Below are 17,454 nucleotides of genomic sequence, written 5' to 3' on the forward strand. Positions count from 1 at the left end.
TAGAAAAAAGAAACCGAGCATAATAATATCCGCCTTGTAGAAAGTTTTTCTCAACACACAATAAGGATATATTATGTCGCAAATCTATACTCAGGTGAGAAAGTTAGCGGAACAGTTTATTGAGCCTTACGCCGACGACCTCGATCAAAAAAAAGAATTTCCTGTTCAGGCATTTAAGGAATTAGGTAAAGCTGGTTGGTTTTCACTTTTAATTCCAAAAGAATACGGCGGAATGGGATTAACCCTAAAAGAACACGCTGAAGTCTGTATGGCATTAGCTGAAAGTTCAGCCTCTGCTGGTCTCTGTTACATGATGAGTAACGTTGCAGTGAATTGTTTAAATCTATTCGGCAGCGATCAACTCAAACAAAAAATCTTTTCTGACATTGTTAAAAATCAAACCTTTGCCGCACTCGCCTATAGTGAATTAGGTACGGGTACTCACTTCTATATTACCGATGCAACCGCACAATTTAATGCTGAACATGCAGTATTCAATGGCTTAAAATCCATGGTGACATCGGGCAATTATGCCTCTTATTATTTAGCGCTTTTGCCTTCTGAAAATGGTGAAACTATTGATAACTGGGTGCTTCCACTTGGCACTCAAGGCTTAACTTTTGAAGCCGATAGCTGGAATGGCTTAGGTATGCGTAGCAATGTCTCTTGCTTTATGCGAATGACCGATATGCCATTAGATCGAAGCTGGCGTATTGGCGAAATTGGCGCCGGCGCAGAACAAGTATTTGGTGGCATTGCGCCAGCCTTTATTTGTGGCTTGGCTGCTGTCTATAGTGGCGTCTGTAAAGCCGTGCTTACTGAAGCAATTAAACATTCAACACACCGTAAATACACATCGGGCACTGCATTAGCTGAAATCGAAACCGTGCAAATTCACTTAGCTAAAATCTATGCAAACACAAACGCTGCTGTATGTGCTACGCAAGATGCGGCTCGTGCAGCCACAGAAGGTGATGCTGATGCATTAGCTAAATTATTAGCAGCCCGAATTCTCGCGAGCGAAAACGCGATTACTCTTGCTCAAATTGGTATGCGTATTGGCGGTGGCAAGGCTTATAACAAAATGGGACCAATGGAACGCTATTTACGCGATGCATTAGCAAGCCAAGTGATGGCGCCAAGTGTCGATGTGCTAAATATTTGGTTAGGTAAAGCCATTACAGGTCAACAAATTCCATAAAGTGCGGTGAAAAATGAGTGAGAAATTAAAAATTGGGGCGGTAATCTACGCCCCACAAGTGACGGTTATTTGGGGCATTATTGCAGACTTTTTCGAAAAAGAAGGCTTCCCTATTGAACCCGTGTATTTCAAAGACTACAAAGGACAAGTTGATGCGTTACTCAATAATGAAATTGATATAGCGTGGAACTCTCCCCTAGCTTGGTTAGATGGTTACTTACGTAGTGGTGGTAAAACCTTAAATGGTGCCATGCGTGATACAGACCAAGATCGTCAAAGCTATTTAGTTGTTAATGATCCAAACATTCAATCTATTGAAGATTTAAAAAATAAAACTATAGCTTTTGGTGCAATTGATTCCCCACAAGCGCGGTTAATTCCTATCGAGTTTTTACATCAACATGGCTTGGAGTTTGGTCAAGATTATGTAGAAAAACGCTTTGATGTGGATGTTGGTTTGCACGGCGATCATGTAGGCGGTGAATTAGATGCCGCCAATGCATTAAAAGATCGCCAAGTTGCGGCAACATGGATGTTAGATTTCAACTTTGAACGTTGGACAAAAGATGGCACACTCGATCCAGCAACAGTTCAAGTACTTGCAAAAACACCATTATTTGACCATTGTATTTTCAGTGGGCGCGTGGGATTAGATGAAACCAAATTCAATGCATTCACCGAAACCTTGTTCAAAATGGATTACAACAATCCAGAACATAAAGAAATGATGGATTTGGAAGGATTAAAACGTTGGGTTGCGGGTAGAACAAAAGGTTTTGCTCAATTACAAGCTGCCAATGAATATTTAAAATTCTTTTAATATCAATATGTCATGATGGGCGTGTAATAAACGCCCATCATTGTGGATTTTCTATGAAACCTTTCACTACTTCCCTTTTAGGCTCAATGCCTCGCAGCCAAGCACTTTTAATGGCACGTAAAAAACATGCACTCGGAAAAATAACCACAGCAGAACTTAATCAACTGGTTATTCAAGAAACAAAACAAATTGTCGAACTTCAACAACGAACTGGCATTGATATTATCACGAGTGGTGAATTACTTCGCGACAATTACCTTTCTTTTATTGCACAAAAAATTCAAGGCGCGACCTTAATGAGCATGAGTGAAATGCTCGATCACATTAAAGAAAAGCAAATTTTTGAGTCAATGCTAGAAACCTTGGATGTTCCCGCACTCTCCATAAAAAATGCGATTTGCGTAGGAAAAATTAGCTACAAACAATCTTTAGTAGCAGATGAAATGCTACTACTGAAAAATCTAACCAAGCAACCAATTAAAGCAACCTTGCCAGGGCCTTACTTAATGGCTCGCTCCATGTGGCTTTCGCCTGTGTCTGGGCAACATTATTCATCAAAAGAAGAAATGGCAAAAGATGTTGTTGCTATCTTAAAGCAAGAAATTGATCATTTATGTGAGCTAGGCGTAAGTGTAGTTCAATTTGATGAGCCTGTTTTGACAGAAGTTATTTTTAGCCATCATCAAACACGTTCATTTATGTGTGCGGCGTTAAGCGAAAAACAAGATTTTGCTTCGGAACTACAGTTTGCAAAAAGTTTAATTACTCAAATCTTTGAGTATGCAAGAAATAAAAATATCAAAACCGCATTACATGTATGCCGTGGTAACTGGAGCAAAGATGAAAGCGTATTACTGCGCGGGCCTTATACATCATTAGTGGATTTATTTGAATCGGCATTACCCGATATTTTAATGCTCGAATTTTCTACGCCAAGAGCGGGAGAATTAAGTTCGTTATTAGAAAGTAAAATCCTAAGACAAAAATGTATTTTAGGCTTAGGCGTCATCAATCCTCGTTCTGATGAAGTGGAAACCGTAGATCAGATTGTTCAACGAGCAGAAAAAGCCCTAAATTTCCTTCCACCAGAGCAAATTTGGCTAAATCCAGATTGTGGATTTGCTACTTTTTCTAACCGCCCTTTAAATGGATTGGACATTATTGAAGCCAAACTTAAGGTATTAAATGATGCAAAATCAATATTGAGGGAACGTTATGTATAACGTACCTGAAAGTGAATGTTTTACTGCTAAATATCGAGCCGTATTACGCGGAGAAGAAATTAAATTATTCACACCGAATGACAGTATTTCGCTCTATTCACAAGTCAATTTCGATAACCAATCATTACAAAAAAGTGCGGTGGATTATTTCGCTGTTTCTATTTTAGGGGGCATTTTGAGCAGTGTAAAAGCGCATTTTGTTCAACAACGTGCCGATATTGTAGAAATGGAAGGAAAAATTTGGCTCAACCTCGCCAATCCTTTAACCTTACTTGGCGTCCGAGGTTATAATGAACCCCCCCAAATAACTGATTGTAAAATCAAGATTTTTATTTCATCTGATTTAAATGATCAAACATTTGCTCACCTCACTCAAACTGCATTAAGAAATTGTTTTATCTATAACACATTAAATAAAACGTTTTCTTTTACCGTCTTGTTTGAGCAAGTGTTGTGATTCATTATATTAATCAAAAATACAACTTAAACACCATCGATATTTTTATAAATTGAAATAATTATTACTTTTTGATATAATAAACGAAATTTTGGAAACAATCCTTCATATTCTACTGAGCGTTTCCTTCAAAATCGCACTTCTCCGTGCTACCATTTGCGATGGTTCCATCTCACCATTTAGGGCTTAAGGCCTTATTTTATTTAATCTGATTTTATTTTTATTCACTTAATTTTAAGGGGGAAGCGTTGTCTTTATCTAAATTTATGGAAAAGCAAACGTCGTTCAATCCTTTAGTGATTGGTGCAACGTTATTTTTTGTGGTGTTACTCGTTGCGATGATTTTAATCGCTCCGGAACAAACGCAAACTTTATTAAATGCCGCCAAATCGGGCATTTTTGCCAGCTTTAGCTGGTTTTACGTATTAGCATTCTCAGTATTTTTGGGCTTTTTAGTCATTTTATCGGTCAGTAGCCTAGGTAATATCAAATTAGGCAATGATGAAGAAGAGCCTGAATTCGGTTTTCTCTCTTGGTTGGCAATGTTATTTGCTGCCGGCATGGGTGTAGGGTTGATGTTCTTTGGTGTAGCCGAACCCTTAACGCATTATTTATCTGATATTACCGCGGGTACAGCAGAACAAAAACAACAAGAGGCCTTGTTACACACCTTATTCCACTGGGGAATTCATGCGTGGGCGGTGTATGGCACGATTGCGTTGGCATTGGCTTACTTTGGATTCCGTTACAAATTACCTTTGGCATTACGTTCTTGTTTCTATCCGTTATTGAAAGAGCGTATTAATGGCAAGTTAGGCGATCTTATCGACATTATGGCGTTACTTGCCACCTTATTTGGTGTTATCACGACATTAGGTTTTGGAGCATCACAATTGGGTGCAGGCTTACATCAATTAGGCTGGATTAGTGAAAATAACTTCAGCTTGCAAATTATTGTGATTGCTGTGGTGATGACTTTGGCGACATTTTCCGCGATTTCTGGCGTAGGAAAAGGGGTAAAAATCTTAAGTGAGCTGAATTTAACACTAGCTTTCTGTTTGTTGATTTTCGTGTTAGTGGCGGGACCGACACTTTATTTATTATCTGCTTTTAGCGACAACATCGGAACTTATCTCAGCAATTTAGTACAATTAAGCTTCAAAACCTATGTGTATGAACAAGAACATACTGACTGGTTTAGCGGTTGGACAATTCTATATTGGGCATGGTGGTGTTCTTGGGCGCCATTTGTAGGTTTATTTATTGCGCGTATCTCGAAAGGACGTACCATTCGCGAATTTATTTTTGGCGTGCTGGTAATTCCTAGCATGTTCGGTATCTTGTGGTTTACCGTATTTGGTAATACGGCCATTTGGTTGAATGATGGTGAAGCTGCAGGTACGTTAGGACAAATGATTTCCTCACCTGAAACGTTGCTTTTTAAATTCTTAGATTATTTACCGCTTTCTAGTGTGACCGGTTTAGTGAGTTTGGTGGTGATTTCTTTATTCTTTATCACCTCGGCAGACTCCGGTATTTATGTATTAAATAACATTGCATCACGCGATAAAAGCCTTGCAGCACCTCGTTGGCAGGCCATGATGTGGGGTGTATTAATGTCAGTCGTCGCAATTGTTTTAATGCAATCAGGTGGCTTAGCTAATCTACAGGCAATGACCTTGTTAGTGGCGTTACCTTTCGCAACGTTGATGTTATTGATGTGTTTTAGTTTATGGAAAGGCTTGAATGCGGACAAAAAATATTTTGATACCAAAGTTAATCCAACCAGTATTTTCTGGACGGGAGATAAGTGGAAAGAACGCTTGGAACAAATGATGAACCAAACACAAGAAAAAGATATTTTACATTTCCTTAAACATACGGTATTACCGGCTATGCGAGAATTACGTCAAGAGTTGATTGGCAAATATGACTTGAGCGTGCAAATTAACACGTTATTTGATCAAGATGAACCTGCAGTCGAGTTAGTCATTCAGAAAGAGTTGATGCGAGACTTTATGTACGGGGTAAAATCTATTGGTCGCGAGGTATCAGAGCAATTAATCAATGATGATAACTTGCCACATATCCAACATAGCATGACCTATGAGCCATACACCTATTTCTTTGATGGTCGAGTGGGTTATGATGTGCAATATATGGATCAAGACGAATTGATTGCTGATATGTTGAAACATTATGAACGCTACTTAAGTTTGTTAGATGATGTGGGGCAAGAATTGATGGCGCACGAGCAAACAGAACTGGCTGAATAATAAGACTAAAGTGCGGTTGAAAATAACCTTCTTTTTGACCGCACTTTTAAAATTACCTCTTGAGGCCAATGCATAAAAAGAGTATATTCAAGCCCAAATTTTCAATTTAATTCTAACGGAGTTTTTCTATGTTTGGTTTATCCCCAGCACAAATGATTATTTTATTAGTCGTGATTTTATTAGTATTTGGTACTAAAAAGTTACGCAATGCGGGCTCTGATCTTGGTGCAGCAGTAAAAGGTTTTAAAAAAGCAATGTCTGATGACGAGCCTAAAAAAGATGCTGAGTTTACCCAAATTAAAGACGCTACGACAACCTCTGAAAAAACTGAAACTGTAAAAAATAAAGAACAGGCATAACCGTGTTTGATATTGGTTTTTCCGAACTTGTTTTATTGATGCTGGTGGGCTTAGTGGTGCTAGGCCCTAAGCGTTTGCCCGTGGCTATTCGTACAGTTATGGGTTGGGTAAAAACCATTCGCGGCTTAGCTGCCAATGTGCAAAACGAATTAAAACAAGAACTAAAATTACAAGAATTACAAGATAGCATTAAAAAAGCTGAATCTTTAAATTTACAAACACTTTCTCCAGAATTAAGTAAAACGGTAGAAGAATTAAAAGCACAAGCAGATAAAATGAAATCCGAGCTGGAAGCCAAAGCTGCTGAAGCAGGCACGACAGTAGAAGAACAAATCAAAGAAATTAAAAATGTGGCAGAAAATGGGGACAAATCCAAAGATGCTGTAGTAGCAGTGGATTCATCAGAAATTTTGCCGAAAGAAGAAAATCAACTCACTGATTTAACCACGCTTGATGCTCACGAGCAGGCAGAACTCACGGAACGCCTATCTGATTACTATCCCCCTGATGATATCGAAGTCATACCTGTATCGAAATCTCAATCGAAAAAATCTGAATTATAGGGAATTTGTATGAGTAATGTGGATGAATCTCAACCCCTAATTACACACCTTGTTGAATTAAGAAACCGTCTTTTACGCAGTGTGATTTGCGTTGCATTGGTATTTGTTGCGCTCGTTTATTTTTCAAATGATATTTATCATTTTGTTGCAGCTCCCTTAACTAACGTTATGCCAAAAGGCGCAACAATGATCGCAACAAATATTCAAACCCCCTTCTTTACACCTATTAAATTAACGGCAATCGTCGCAGTATTTATTTCCGTTCCTTATTTGCTCTACCAGGTTTGGGCATTTGTTGCACCAGCTCTATACCAACATGAAAAAAGAATGATTTACCCATTGTTATTTTCAAGCACTATTCTTTTTTATTGTGGGGTGGCTTTTGCTTATTATGTAGTGTTTCCTTTTGTATTTAGCTTTTTTACCCAAACTGCACCTGAAGGTGTCGCAATTGCCACAGATATTAGTAGTTATTTAGATTTCGCATTGGCATTATTTTTAGCTTTTGGCGTCTGTTTTGAAGTCCCAATTGCTATTATTTTACTTTGTTGGACAGGTGTAACAACGGTAAAAGCCCTTTCTGAAAAACGCCCTTATATCATTGTCGGTGCATTTTTTATTGGAATGATTCTAACCCCACCCGATGTATTTTCACAAACGCTACTTGCTGTACCAATGATTCTTCTATTTGAATTAGGTTTATTAGTTGCTCGTTTTTATCAGCCAAAAGAAGATGAAAGTGCAGTTGAAAATACTGAAGAACCAAATAAAATGGAATAATAAATTGGGGGGCATCGCCCCCTTTCTCATTATATAAGAAAAAGGACTATAATATGACTCAACAAATTTTTACAGGATTTCCTACCCGCCGCCTACGTCGTTTACGTAAACATGATTTTAGTCGTCGTTTAATGGCTGAAAATAAACTCACCGTAGACGATCTTATTTATCCGGTATTTATTCTTGAAGGTGAAAACTATCGTGAGGCTGTTCCCTCTATGCCAGGTGTTGAACGTCTAACTATCGATCAACTTCTTATTGAAGCAGGTTTACTAGTTAAATATGGTGTTCCTGTCATTTCATTATTTCCTGTAATTGAACAAGATAAAAAATCTCTAATGGCAGAAGAAGCCTATAATTCAAACGGTCTAGTACAACGCGCAGTTCGAGCATTAAAAAATGCTTATCCAGAATTAGGGGTATTAACAGATGTTGCACTTGACCCTTATACAAGCCATGGACAAGATGGAATTATTGATGAAGACGGCTATGTTCTTAACGACATCACCTCTGATATTCTTATCAAACAAGCTATTTCTCATGCTGAAGCAGGCGCTGATATTGTTGCGCCAAGTGATATGATGGATGGTCGTATTGGCCGTATTCGACAAGCATTAGAAGAAAAAGGATTTATTAACACACAAATTATGGCATATTCTGCCAAATATGCTTCTAATTATTATGGACCATTTCGTGATGCTGTCGGCTCATCAGGTAATTTAAAAGGCGGTGATAAAAAAACTTATCAACTTGATCCTGCAAATGGAGATGAGGGTTTACAAGAAGTCGCATTAGATCTACAAGAAGGCGCTGACATGGTCATGGTAAAACCTGGTATGCCATACTTAGATATGGTGTATCGCGTAAAAACACATTTTGGCGTACCCACTTTCGCTTATCAAGTTTCAGGTGAATACGCAATGCATATGGCAGCCATTCAAAATGGCTGGCTAAAAGAAAAAGAATGTATTATGGAATCACTACTTTGCTTCAAACGAGCTGGTGCCGACGGAATTTTGACTTATTTTGCAAAACAAGTCGCAGAATGGCTTTATTTAGAAGGGAAAAATAAGTAAAACCATAATATTATGATTAATAATTTAGATTTTATTTAAAAAAAAGCAAGAAAATTTAATTTTCTTGCTTTTTTTATTCTCTTTTTATCTTTTTATCACAATAAATATTGCAATATTAAGTCTCTCGTTACATATTGTCATTAAGCCCCATCTAGAGGGTGATTCAAATACATACAGAAAAATACAACATCAATAGAGGAAACACATTATGACAATAATTACATCATTAGACGAATTTCTTGGGAAAATCGCTCAAAGAGATGCTCACCAACCTGAATTTTTACAGGCTGTTCGTGAAGTCTTCACTTCAATCTGGCCTTTCTTGGAAGCAAACCCTAAATACCGTTCAGAAGCTTTATTAGAGCGTTTAGTTGAGCCAGAGCGAGCATTCCAATTCCGTGTGGCATGGACTGATGATAAAGGCCAAGTTCAAGTAAACCGGGCTTTCCGTGTACAATTCAACAGTGCAATTGGTCCTTTTAAAGGGGGAATGCGTTTTCATCCATCCGTTAACTTATCGATTTTAAAATTCTTAGGTTTTGAACAGATCTTTAAAAATGCCTTAACCACATTGCCAATGGGTGGTGCGAAAGGGGGATCAGATTTTGATCCTAAAGGAAAATCAGATGCTGAAGTGATGCGTTTCTGTCAAGCTTTAATGGCCGAATTGTATCGTCATATTGGCCCAGATACAGATGTGCCCGCCGGTGATATTGGTGTAGGTGGTCGTGAAGTCGGTTATCTTGCAGGCTATATGAAAAAATTATCAAACCAAGCGGCTTGTGTCTTTACCGGTCGTGGTCTTTCATTCGGTGGGAGCTTAATTCGTCCAGAAGCAACCGGTTATGGATTGGTTTATTTTGCCCAAGCAATGCTTGCTGAGAAAGGGGATAGCTTCCAAGGTAAAACGGTTTTAGTTTCCGGTTCAGGTAACGTGGCACAATATGCGATTGAAAAAGCGATGGAGCTTGGTGCGAAAGTCGTAACCTGTTCAGACTCAGCAGGTTATGTGTATTTGCCTGAAGGATTTGATCGTGAAAAATTAGAGGCTTTATTAGAGCTCAAAAATGTAAAACGTGGTCGAGTAGAAGAATTTGCAAAACAATTTGGTCTTCAATATTTTGCAGGCAAACGCCCTTGGGAAGTGAAAGCCGATATTGCTCTTCCTTGCGCAACCCAAAACGAATTAGAGATTTTAGATGCGAAAGCCTTGATTAAAAATGGTGTGAAATTAGTCGCTGAAGGTGCAAACATGCCAACTACTATCGAAGCAACAGACGCATTCTTAGAGGCTGGTGTATTATTTGGTCCAGGTAAAGCAGCCAATGCTGGTGGCGTAGCGACCTCTGGCTTAGAAATGGCACAAAGTTCCCAACGCTTATATTGGACAGCAGAAGAAGTTGATGCCAAATTGCATCGTATTATGTTAGATATTCATTCTAACTGCAAAAAATATGGTTCTATCGCAGGTCAACAAAATATTAACTATGTGGTAGGAGCGAATATTGCAGGTTTTGTTAAAGTTGCGGATGCCATGTTGGCACAGGGTGTATATTAATTCAACACATATAACGTAAATGTCTCTTATTAACCGCACTTTAATTAGTTAAAGTGCGGTTATTTCTTGTCGCTTAATTTGATACTACATTTCTATATCTGGAAATAACATTTTAATAACGTTCTTAGTCAATCTTCTTGATTTACCTTGATAAGGGAAAATATGCATCATCATCATTGGATTAAAATTAGCTTCAATTACTCCCCAGGAGTTTAAGGATGGTTCAGCTTGTTTTGTTAAATCAGGAATAATTAAATCGACCCCGCAAACTTTAGCCCCCATTGCATGAGCAACTCCTACAGCAATCTGTTTATAACTCTCGTGCATTTTATCAGTCATATCAATAGAATCCCCTCCCGTACTGATATTAGAATTAGCACGTAACTGCACAATTTGGCCGGCCTGAGGTACACTATCTGGTGTTAATCCTTGTTCTTTTAACTGTAATAATTCTATGTCACCTAAAGCGATCTTTTTGAGAGGTGAGCGAGAACCATCTCCCCGTAAAGGATCCGCATTTTTTATCTCGACCAATTCACGCACCGTGTTCTTTCCATCACCTATAACATTTGCAGGCACACGCAACAACACTGCAAGCGTTTCATCCCCCAAAACAAAGAAGCGATATTCTGTACCAACTAAATAATCTTCAACCATCACTTCTTTATCTTCTCGAAAAGCAATTTCAATCGCTTTGACAAAATCATCTCGATGTGTCACACCCTGTTTGAAAATTGTGATACCTAAACCATAATTTGTGGATTTTGGTTTAATAACAACAGAGCGTCCTTCAAATAAAGCATAATGTGCAACGGCCTGTTCAATCGATGTAAATTCCAAGCTTTTTGGTACATTAAAACCAGCCTTTGATAATACTTTCTTTGTCACTACCTTATTTTCCATAATCAATGGAGAGATATATTGATCATGGCTAGTCATATTACCATTTTTAACATATTCAAGGTGTTCACCAAATTTAAGCGCAAGAAATTGATCATTCTCATCTAAAATTTCAGTCGTAACACCTTTTTGAATTAAATCAAATAATAAAGCCTGAGTGGAGAGTTCCATATTATCAAATGAAGATAAAGCATAAAAACGTTTAAAAGCTAGAGCTTTATATTGCTTCGCAAGTTTTACCCCCAAGGCTTTATAACTTCCCTCCTGCTCAATCGCTTTGAGCAATTTTCCATTTACTGTTAGACTTGGTTCTGCCAATTGCACCAATTTTTCTTCCGAAATTTTAACCGCTCTTTCATCTGCATTGATAATTTTCAACATATCAATAATTTGGCTTAATATTGCTTCACCTTCTTCTCTAAATGCTGTTTGCTCGCGAGGATCTTCAAGAGATACTTGATATAATCTTTGTTTACCAAGCTCTACTTCTTTTTGACCACTTGTCTCATCAAGCCATAACATTCCTAATAAGAAAATATGAATAAATTTTGCATCATCTAGACTGATACCATATGGCTCAAGTGGATTCAAATCAAACAAACGAAATTCTGCATATTGAACGCCTTTTTCTAGCAATTCACGAGCTTTTTTCGAACCTCGTAAACGAACATTAGAATAAAATTCTTTTTCTGCAATCAAATGACCAGATTTAACTTGAAACTCTAATGTTTCTACATAATTTTCAAGGTTATCATGATTCACCACAACATTAGATGAATTAACGTAACCATAGGGACTAGAACGTAAACTACGTACTAACTGCCCCTCTTTCAAAGGAAAATTCAGTACACCATTTCGAGAAAAATAATTTGCTTCCACTGTCGGACTTGCTGCAAGTAAATAGACTAAAATCCACTGATAGCGTAGAAAATTATTAGCCAATTTCATATATAAGGCATTTTGAAAATCTTTAAGATGAGTATATTCATCTTGCAACAAGAATATAGCTTTCACAAATTCAGATGACAGTTGGAAATTGTAGTGAATTCCACTTACCATTTGCTTGTATTTACCATATTGTTTAGACAGATGCTCGCGATATTCAACATCTTCCTGTTTATCAAGCTGCGCCTCTTGAATCTCATTTTCTGGTGGTAATCCCGCTGGCATACTAAATGGGAAAATGTATTCATTTTCAGGTAAAGAACGCAACACCACCTCATGAATTGCAGAAAGCCAACGTAGGCTATCTTCCAGTTTAGTATTTGGTGGCGTAATCAACTCAAGCTGGCTTTCGGCAAAATCTGTTTGAATATAGGGATGATAAGAACGATTACCAAATACACGTGGATGAGGCGTCGTTACAATATTTCCCTTATCGTCAATACGTTGACTTTCCTTTTCTAAACCAAATTGACCTTGCTGAAAAAGTAAACCTAGTTGATATTGTTTAACCCATTGTTGTAATTTCATTATGTCCTCTTTCAAATAAAACTTTTGTTGAAATAATATCACACTAAAAGAGTCTGCTTTATGTTGAAATGGAACTGAATAGATGGTTTAGTTATATAAAAATTAACTAAATAAACTAAAAGGGCCAAGTTCCTCAAATAACAGAACTCAGCCCTTAAATTATTTTTAATCTTCTATTTCATCCGTTTTCTCATTCGAATATTTATCATTTCGACCACAACAGAGAATCCCATTGCAAAATAAATGTAACCTTTCGGGATGTGAATATCTAAACTTTCCGCAATTAAACTAATTCCGACTAAAATTAAGAAGGCTAAAGCCAGAATTTTCAACGTTGGGTGTGTATCCACAAAATCGCCGATTGGTTTTGCCGCAAACATCATCACCCCCACGGCAATAATAATCGCAAAAATCATAACAGGAAGATGGCTTGCCATACCTACCGCGGTAATGACAGAATCTAAAGAAAATACAATATCTAGCACAGCAATTTGAATTAATACACCAAGATAACTCACTTTGTTTTTGCTTTCCGATTCATGGTGTTCTTGATGATTTATCGCCTCTTTAATTTCGCCAGAACTTTTTATAATCAGGAATAAACCACCGATTAATAAAATCAAATCACGCCCAGAAATTTCTTGATTAAACACAGTAAATAACGGTGCAGTAAGCTTCATCATCCAAGCAAGTGACATTAAAAGTAAAATTCTTGTTATCATTGCCAAACCAAGTCCAACAATACGACCAGACTGGCGTTGTCGTTCAGGTAAACGTCCAACTAGGATGCTAATAAAAATGATATTGTCGATCCCTAAAACGATCTCCAACGCGGCAAGTGTCGCAAGTGATACCCACGCCTCAGGATCGGTAATCCATTCAAACATAATTTTTCCTATAATAGAGTTAAATAAATCCGAAAGTGCGGATCATAATGGCTTTATGATGAAAAGCAATCGTTATTTACATTTAAGAGATAATTGATTAATCGTTTTTGAGCGTTTCAAAAATCGTTTCGGCAAGTTTAAGGGAAATTCCAGGCACAGAGGCTATTTCATCTAAGGTTGCCTTTTTCACACCTTGTAAACCACCAAGATATTTCAGTAAAGCCTGACGACGTTTAGCGCCCACACCTTCAATGGTTTCTAAACCACTTTGTGTAAAGGCTTTTTGACGTTTTTTACGGTGTCCGCTTATTGCGTGATTATGGCTTTCATCACGGATGTGTTGAATCAAATGCAATGCCAAACTATCATCAGGCAAATGAATTTCGCGGTCTTGTTTGCTGATGATCAGCACTTCCTGCCCTGCTCGACGATCCATACCTTTTGCTACGCCAATTAAGTGCGGTCTATTTTTATCCCATTTTACTTGAAGATGTTGGAATACTTTCATCGCACGATTTAACTGTCCTTTTCCACCATCAATAAAAATAATATCGGGAATTTTATCTTCTTCTAAATCACGCTCATAACGTTTCTGTAACGCTTGTTCCATCGCAGCATAATCATCCCCGCCAGTAATGCCTTCAATATTAAAACGACGATAATCAGATTTTAGTGGACCTTCTTGATTAAAGACAACACAAGATGCTACCGTTTGATTTCCCATCGTGTGGCTTATATCGAAACATTCCATACGCTTAATTTCAGGAAGATTTAACAGATCACACAACGCTTGATAACGCTCCGACATTCGTGAAGATTGTTTAAGTTGTACATTTAAAGCCGCTTTAGCATTAACTTGTGCGAGCTGTAAGTATTTACTCTTATCGCCTTTTACGCTTTCTTGAATTGTCACTTTTCTGCCTGCTTGATCCGTAAGAAGTTGCTCAAGCTCTGGTTTTTCAGATAATTGACGATCGACAATAATGCTATTCGGGATACTTCGTCCTTGATGACCTTGTAAATAAAATTGCCCTACAAAAGTTTCGGTAAGTTCTGATAAATCTGTATTGGCGGGAACCTTCGGGAAATAACTGCGATTGCCTAGCACTTTTCCTTGACGAATAAACATCACTTGTACGCAGGCTAAACCATGTTGGTAAGCGATAGACATAATATCCATGTCATCTAAACGCTCATTGGATACAAATTGTTTTTCTATAACTGAACGCACCGCTTGAATTTGATCGCGATAACGAGCAGCCTGTTCAAAATCTAAATTTCTGCTTGCCTGCTCCATTTTACCGATTAAATAATCTAACACCTGTTGATCTTTGCCTTGTAAAAACAAGCGCGCTAATTCAACTTGCTGATTATATTCTTCATCAGAAACATATCCCTGTACACAAGGCGCAGAACAACGCCCAATTTGATACTGCAAACAAGGACGAGAGCGGTTGGAATAAACGGAATTTTCACATTGGCGAACAGGGAAAAGTTTTTGCAAAAGCGATAAAGTTTCACGCACAGCCCCCGCGTGAGGATAAGGCCCGAAATATTCGCCTTCAAATTTTTTAGAACCACGATAAGAAGTAATTCTTGGGTGGCGTTCTTTGGTTAATAAAATAAATGGGTAGGATTTATCATCACGCAATAATACATTATAGCGAGGCTGATAAAGCTTGATGAAATTATGCTCTAGCAGTAAAGCTTCCGTTTCAGATGAAGTTAGCGTGGTGTCAATATGATGAATTGACGCCACCAACGCTTCTGTTTTTTTACTGCTCAGATTTTTACGAAAATAGCTTGAAAGACGTTTCTTTAAATCCTTTGCTTTCCCAACATAAATAACCTGATCTTTATCGTCATACATACGATAAACACCAGGTTCGTGAGAGACATCCGCTAAGAACTTTTTAGCATCAAACATTTTAATTCGCCGCTAAAATTGCCCGCACTTTTTCCAAATCTTCAGCGGTATCGACCCCCACAGCAGGCACTTCTTTCGCAAGTTCAACATGAATGCGTTCGCCATTATATAACACACGAAGCTGCTCTAGTTTTTCTAGATTTTCAAGTTGAGTCGGTGCCCATTGCACATATTGCTTTATGAAACCCGCACGATATGCGTAAATGCCAATATGACGTAAGTAAGCGTCCGCAAGCTGTACTTTCTGAACATCCTGTAAATTCATAAACTGATCACGATCGTAAGGAATAACCGAACGGGAAAAATACAGTACATAGCCATCTTTATCTGTTAACACTTTCACTGCATTTGGATTGAATAATTCCTCAGCATCATGAATTTTTACTGCAAGGCTTGCCATATTGACGTTAAATTTAGCTAAATTATCTGCTACTTGTCGCACAATAACGGGTGGAATCAAAGGCTCATCGCCTTGAATATTGACAATGATTTCATTGTCAGGAATCGCTAATTTTTCTACAACTTCCGCTAAACGTTCTGTACCAGAATTATGATTAACCGAAGTCATACACACTTCAGCACCAAAACGTTTGGCAACATCAGCAACATTTTCATTATCAGTGGCAATAATCACTCGGCTCGCTCCAGACTGCAATGCTTTCTCAAATACATGTTGAATCATTGGCTTACCTGCAATATCAGCAAGAGGTTTTCCTGGCAAACGACTTGATGCAAAACGAGCGGGGATAATCACGGTAAATGACATAATTTATTCCTTATTCTTTAATATTTCAGCTTTATCGGCAAGCAACACTGGCACACCATTTTTAATAGGATAAGCAATCTGTTCATAACAACAAATTAATCGTTGATTTTCTTGATCATATTGCAATCGAGCTAAACAACGCGGGCAAGCAATCACTTCAAGCAACAGAGGATTAATCTTTTCTGACATTTCTGTATTGCTCCACAAGTTTGTCTATTTTGGTCCAAAAGAGCAGTAAACTTTCACGTTGTTTTTCAGCCTCAAGAATCTCCGCATCCACAGGAACATACCACCAATTATCTTTCGCAAAAGATTGGCATTTTACGGCATCTTTTTCCGTCATAAAGAGCGGTTGATTTTCTGCAAGTTTTTCTAATTGAGATGCCTCAAAATGTTGATGATCTTGAAATGCTTGAGTTCGCTCTAATTGAATCCCTAAGTTTTCTAACATAGTAAAAAAACGCTGTGGATTGCCAATCCCTGCGATGACAACACCCGATTGAAATTCATTTAATTGGCGTTTTTCATTGGTTTTTAAATTAATCGCGAAATGAGGCACAAGACACATAACTGCATCTGAATACTGATTTTTTCCACCATTAGTGATTACAAAATCTACGGATTTTAATCGACTTGGTAATTCACGCAATGGGCCTGCTGGCAATACAAAACCATTTCCCAATGCGCGCTCAGCATCCATTACGACAATTTCTAAATCACGCTGTAATTTATAATGCTGTAAACCATCGTCAGAAATAATAATATCGCACTCTGCTTGGCTTAAGAGTAATACAATCGCTTCCTGGCGATTCGGGGAAATCACAACTGGCGCATTGGTGCGTTTAGCGATCAATACAGGCTCATCGCCACCTTCAATCGGATTCGTATTTTCAGTAACGAATAACGGATACGTTTTAGATTTACTGCCGTAACCACGAGAAATCACACCTACGCGCAGACCTTGTTTTTTTAATTCTTCCACAAGCCAAACAACCACGGGCGTTTTGCCATTTCCACCAACAGACAAATTTCCCACAACTATCACTGGTTTTGGTGCGCGATAAGAAGACTTGAGCCCCAAAGAGAATAAGGCGCGACGAATTTGGCTAATCAACCAAAACAATAAAGAAAAAGGCGATAAGAGCCAAATAAGTTTGGAGTTGGAATACCAGAAGGGCATAGAAAATC

The 17,454-nt window shown here is 38.0% G+C and carries 16 protein-coding genes; 10 read left to right on the forward strand and 6 right to left on the reverse strand.

What is annotated here, in order from left to right; genetic code table 11:
* The first annotated feature begins 73 nt into the window (after window positions 1-73).
* The 10 genes from KKW16_RS02190 to gdhA all read left to right on the forward strand — a co-directional run bounded on the left by KKW16_RS02190 (window position 74) and on the right by gdhA (window position 10,313).
* Window positions 74-1,201 carry an acyl-CoA dehydrogenase family protein gene (locus KKW16_RS02190; RefSeq protein ID WP_140519218.1) on the forward strand — a complete coding sequence of 376 codons (1,128 nt, stop codon included), beginning with the start codon at window positions 74-76 and terminating at the stop codon, window positions 1,199-1,201.
* Between the two features lie 13 nt (window positions 1,202-1,214).
* Window positions 1,215-2,021: a phosphate/phosphite/phosphonate ABC transporter substrate-binding protein gene (locus KKW16_RS02195; RefSeq protein WP_215767877.1), complete on the forward strand. Its 807-nt coding sequence runs from the start codon at window positions 1,215-1,217 to the stop codon at window positions 2,019-2,021.
* Window positions 2,022-2,074: 53 nt separating this feature from the next.
* Complete coding sequence (locus tag KKW16_RS02200) at window positions 2,075-3,244, forward strand: cobalamin-independent methionine synthase II family protein (RefSeq protein ID WP_215767878.1); 1,170 nt, start codon at window positions 2,075-2,077, stop codon at window positions 3,242-3,244.
* The gene (locus KKW16_RS02205; protein ID WP_215767879.1) at window positions 3,237-3,701 is read left to right on the forward strand and encodes an OsmC family protein; all 465 of its coding nucleotides are present in this window, start codon (window positions 3,237-3,239) and stop codon (window positions 3,699-3,701) included. The genes KKW16_RS02200 and KKW16_RS02205 overlap by 8 nt, the downstream gene beginning before the upstream one ends.
* A 248-nt stretch (window positions 3,702-3,949) precedes the next feature.
* Window positions 3,950-5,977 carry a BCCT family transporter gene (locus KKW16_RS02210; RefSeq protein WP_215767880.1) on the forward strand — a complete coding sequence of 676 codons (2,028 nt, stop codon included), beginning with the start codon at window positions 3,950-3,952 and terminating at the stop codon, window positions 5,975-5,977.
* A 128-nt stretch (window positions 5,978-6,105) separates the two neighbouring features.
* Window positions 6,106-6,336 (forward strand): twin-arginine translocase TatA/TatE family subunit, encoded by a 231-nt coding sequence (tatA, locus tag KKW16_RS02215; RefSeq protein WP_048954155.1) that lies wholly within the window; start codon window positions 6,106-6,108, stop codon window positions 6,334-6,336.
* 2 nt (window positions 6,337-6,338) lie between these two features.
* Entirely contained in the window at window positions 6,339-6,899 is a 561-nt protein-coding gene (gene tatB, locus KKW16_RS02220) for a Sec-independent protein translocase protein TatB (protein WP_048954156.1), read from the forward strand.
* 9 nt (window positions 6,900-6,908) lie between these two features.
* A complete protein-coding gene (tatC, locus tag KKW16_RS02225) occupies window positions 6,909-7,679 on the forward strand; it encodes a twin-arginine translocase subunit TatC (RefSeq protein ID WP_048954157.1) in 771 nt (256 codons plus the stop codon).
* A 53-nt stretch (window positions 7,680-7,732) separates the two neighbouring features.
* A complete protein-coding gene (gene hemB, locus KKW16_RS02230) occupies window positions 7,733-8,755 on the forward strand; it encodes a porphobilinogen synthase (RefSeq protein ID WP_048954158.1) in 1,023 nt (340 codons plus the stop codon).
* Window positions 8,756-8,963: 208 nt separating this feature from the next.
* On the forward strand, window positions 8,964-10,313 hold the full coding sequence (gdhA, locus tag KKW16_RS02235; RefSeq protein ID WP_048954159.1) for an NADP-specific glutamate dehydrogenase: 1,350 nt from the start codon (window positions 8,964-8,966) through the stop codon (window positions 10,311-10,313).
* Between the two features lie 84 nt (window positions 10,314-10,397).
* On the opposite strand, the gene gshAB is transcribed toward gdhA, so the two are convergent.
* The 6 genes from gshAB to lpxK form a co-directional block, all read right to left on the reverse strand.
* On the reverse strand, window positions 10,398-12,686 hold the full coding sequence (gene gshAB, locus KKW16_RS02240) for a bifunctional glutamate--cysteine ligase GshA/glutathione synthetase GshB (RefSeq protein ID WP_048954160.1): 2,289 nt from the start codon (window positions 12,684-12,686) through the stop codon (window positions 10,398-10,400).
* 173 nt (window positions 12,687-12,859) lie between these two features.
* Window positions 12,860-13,573: a TerC family protein gene (locus KKW16_RS02245; RefSeq protein ID WP_048954161.1), complete on the reverse strand. Its 714-nt coding sequence runs from the start codon at window positions 13,571-13,573 to the stop codon at window positions 12,860-12,862.
* Between the two features lie 97 nt (window positions 13,574-13,670).
* A complete protein-coding gene (gene uvrC, locus KKW16_RS02250) occupies window positions 13,671-15,500 on the reverse strand; it encodes an excinuclease ABC subunit UvrC (protein ID WP_140523054.1) in 1,830 nt (609 codons plus the stop codon).
* Window position 15,501: 1 nt separating this feature from the next.
* Window positions 15,502-16,266, reverse strand: a complete 765-nt coding sequence (gene kdsB, locus KKW16_RS02255) for a 3-deoxy-manno-octulosonate cytidylyltransferase (RefSeq protein ID WP_048954163.1) — start codon at window positions 16,264-16,266, stop codon at window positions 15,502-15,504.
* A 3-nt stretch (window positions 16,267-16,269) separates the two neighbouring features.
* A complete protein-coding gene (locus tag KKW16_RS02260; RefSeq protein ID WP_181153955.1) occupies window positions 16,270-16,443 on the reverse strand; it encodes a Trm112 family protein in 174 nt (57 codons plus the stop codon).
* Window positions 16,439-17,446, reverse strand: a complete 1,008-nt coding sequence (lpxK, locus tag KKW16_RS02265) for a tetraacyldisaccharide 4'-kinase (protein ID WP_048954164.1) — start codon at window positions 17,444-17,446, stop codon at window positions 16,439-16,441. The genes KKW16_RS02260 and lpxK overlap by 5 nt, the downstream gene beginning before the upstream one ends.
* Between the last annotated feature and the right edge of the window lie 8 nt (window positions 17,447-17,454).

Origin of the sequence: Haemophilus sp. SZY H8 (assembly GCF_018829755.1) — a bacterium.
GTDB lineage: Bacteria > Pseudomonadota > Gammaproteobacteria > Enterobacterales > Pasteurellaceae > Haemophilus > Haemophilus haemolyticus_K.

Excerpts from the sequence above, each read along its gene's own strand:
- KKW16_RS02190 (WP_140519218.1), top strand. The coding sequence starts at position 74 with ATGTCGCAAATCTATACTCAGGTGAGAAAGTTAGCGGAACAGTTTATT.
- KKW16_RS02195 (WP_215767877.1), top strand. The coding sequence starts at position 1,215 with ATGAGTGAGAAATTAAAAATTGGGGCGGTAATCTACGCCCCACAAGTG.
- KKW16_RS02200 (WP_215767878.1), top strand. The coding sequence starts at position 2,075 with ATGAAACCTTTCACTACTTCCCTTTTAGGCTCAATGCCTCGCAGCCAA.
- KKW16_RS02205 (WP_215767879.1), top strand. The coding sequence starts at position 3,237 with ATGTATAACGTACCTGAAAGTGAATGTTTTACTGCTAAATATCGAGCC.
- tatA (WP_048954155.1), top strand. The coding sequence starts at position 6,106 with ATGTTTGGTTTATCCCCAGCACAAATGATTATTTTATTAGTCGTGATT.
- tatC (WP_048954157.1), top strand. The coding sequence starts at position 6,909 with ATGAGTAATGTGGATGAATCTCAACCCCTAATTACACACCTTGTTGAA.
- hemB (WP_048954158.1), top strand. The coding sequence starts at position 7,733 with ATGACTCAACAAATTTTTACAGGATTTCCTACCCGCCGCCTACGTCGT.
- gdhA (WP_048954159.1), top strand. The coding sequence starts at position 8,964 with ATGACAATAATTACATCATTAGACGAATTTCTTGGGAAAATCGCTCAA.
- gshAB (WP_048954160.1), bottom strand. The coding sequence starts at position 12,686 with ATGAAATTACAACAATGGGTTAAACAATATCAACTAGGTTTACTTTTT.
- KKW16_RS02245 (WP_048954161.1), bottom strand. The coding sequence starts at position 13,573 with ATGTTTGAATGGATTACCGATCCTGAGGCGTGGGTATCACTTGCGACA.
- uvrC (WP_140523054.1), bottom strand. The coding sequence starts at position 15,500 with ATGTTTGATGCTAAAAAGTTCTTAGCGGATGTCTCTCACGAACCTGGT.
- kdsB (WP_048954163.1), bottom strand. The coding sequence starts at position 16,266 with ATGTCATTTACCGTGATTATCCCCGCTCGTTTTGCATCAAGTCGTTTG.
- lpxK (WP_048954164.1), bottom strand. The coding sequence starts at position 17,446 with ATGCCCTTCTGGTATTCCAACTCCAAACTTATTTGGCTCTTATCGCCT.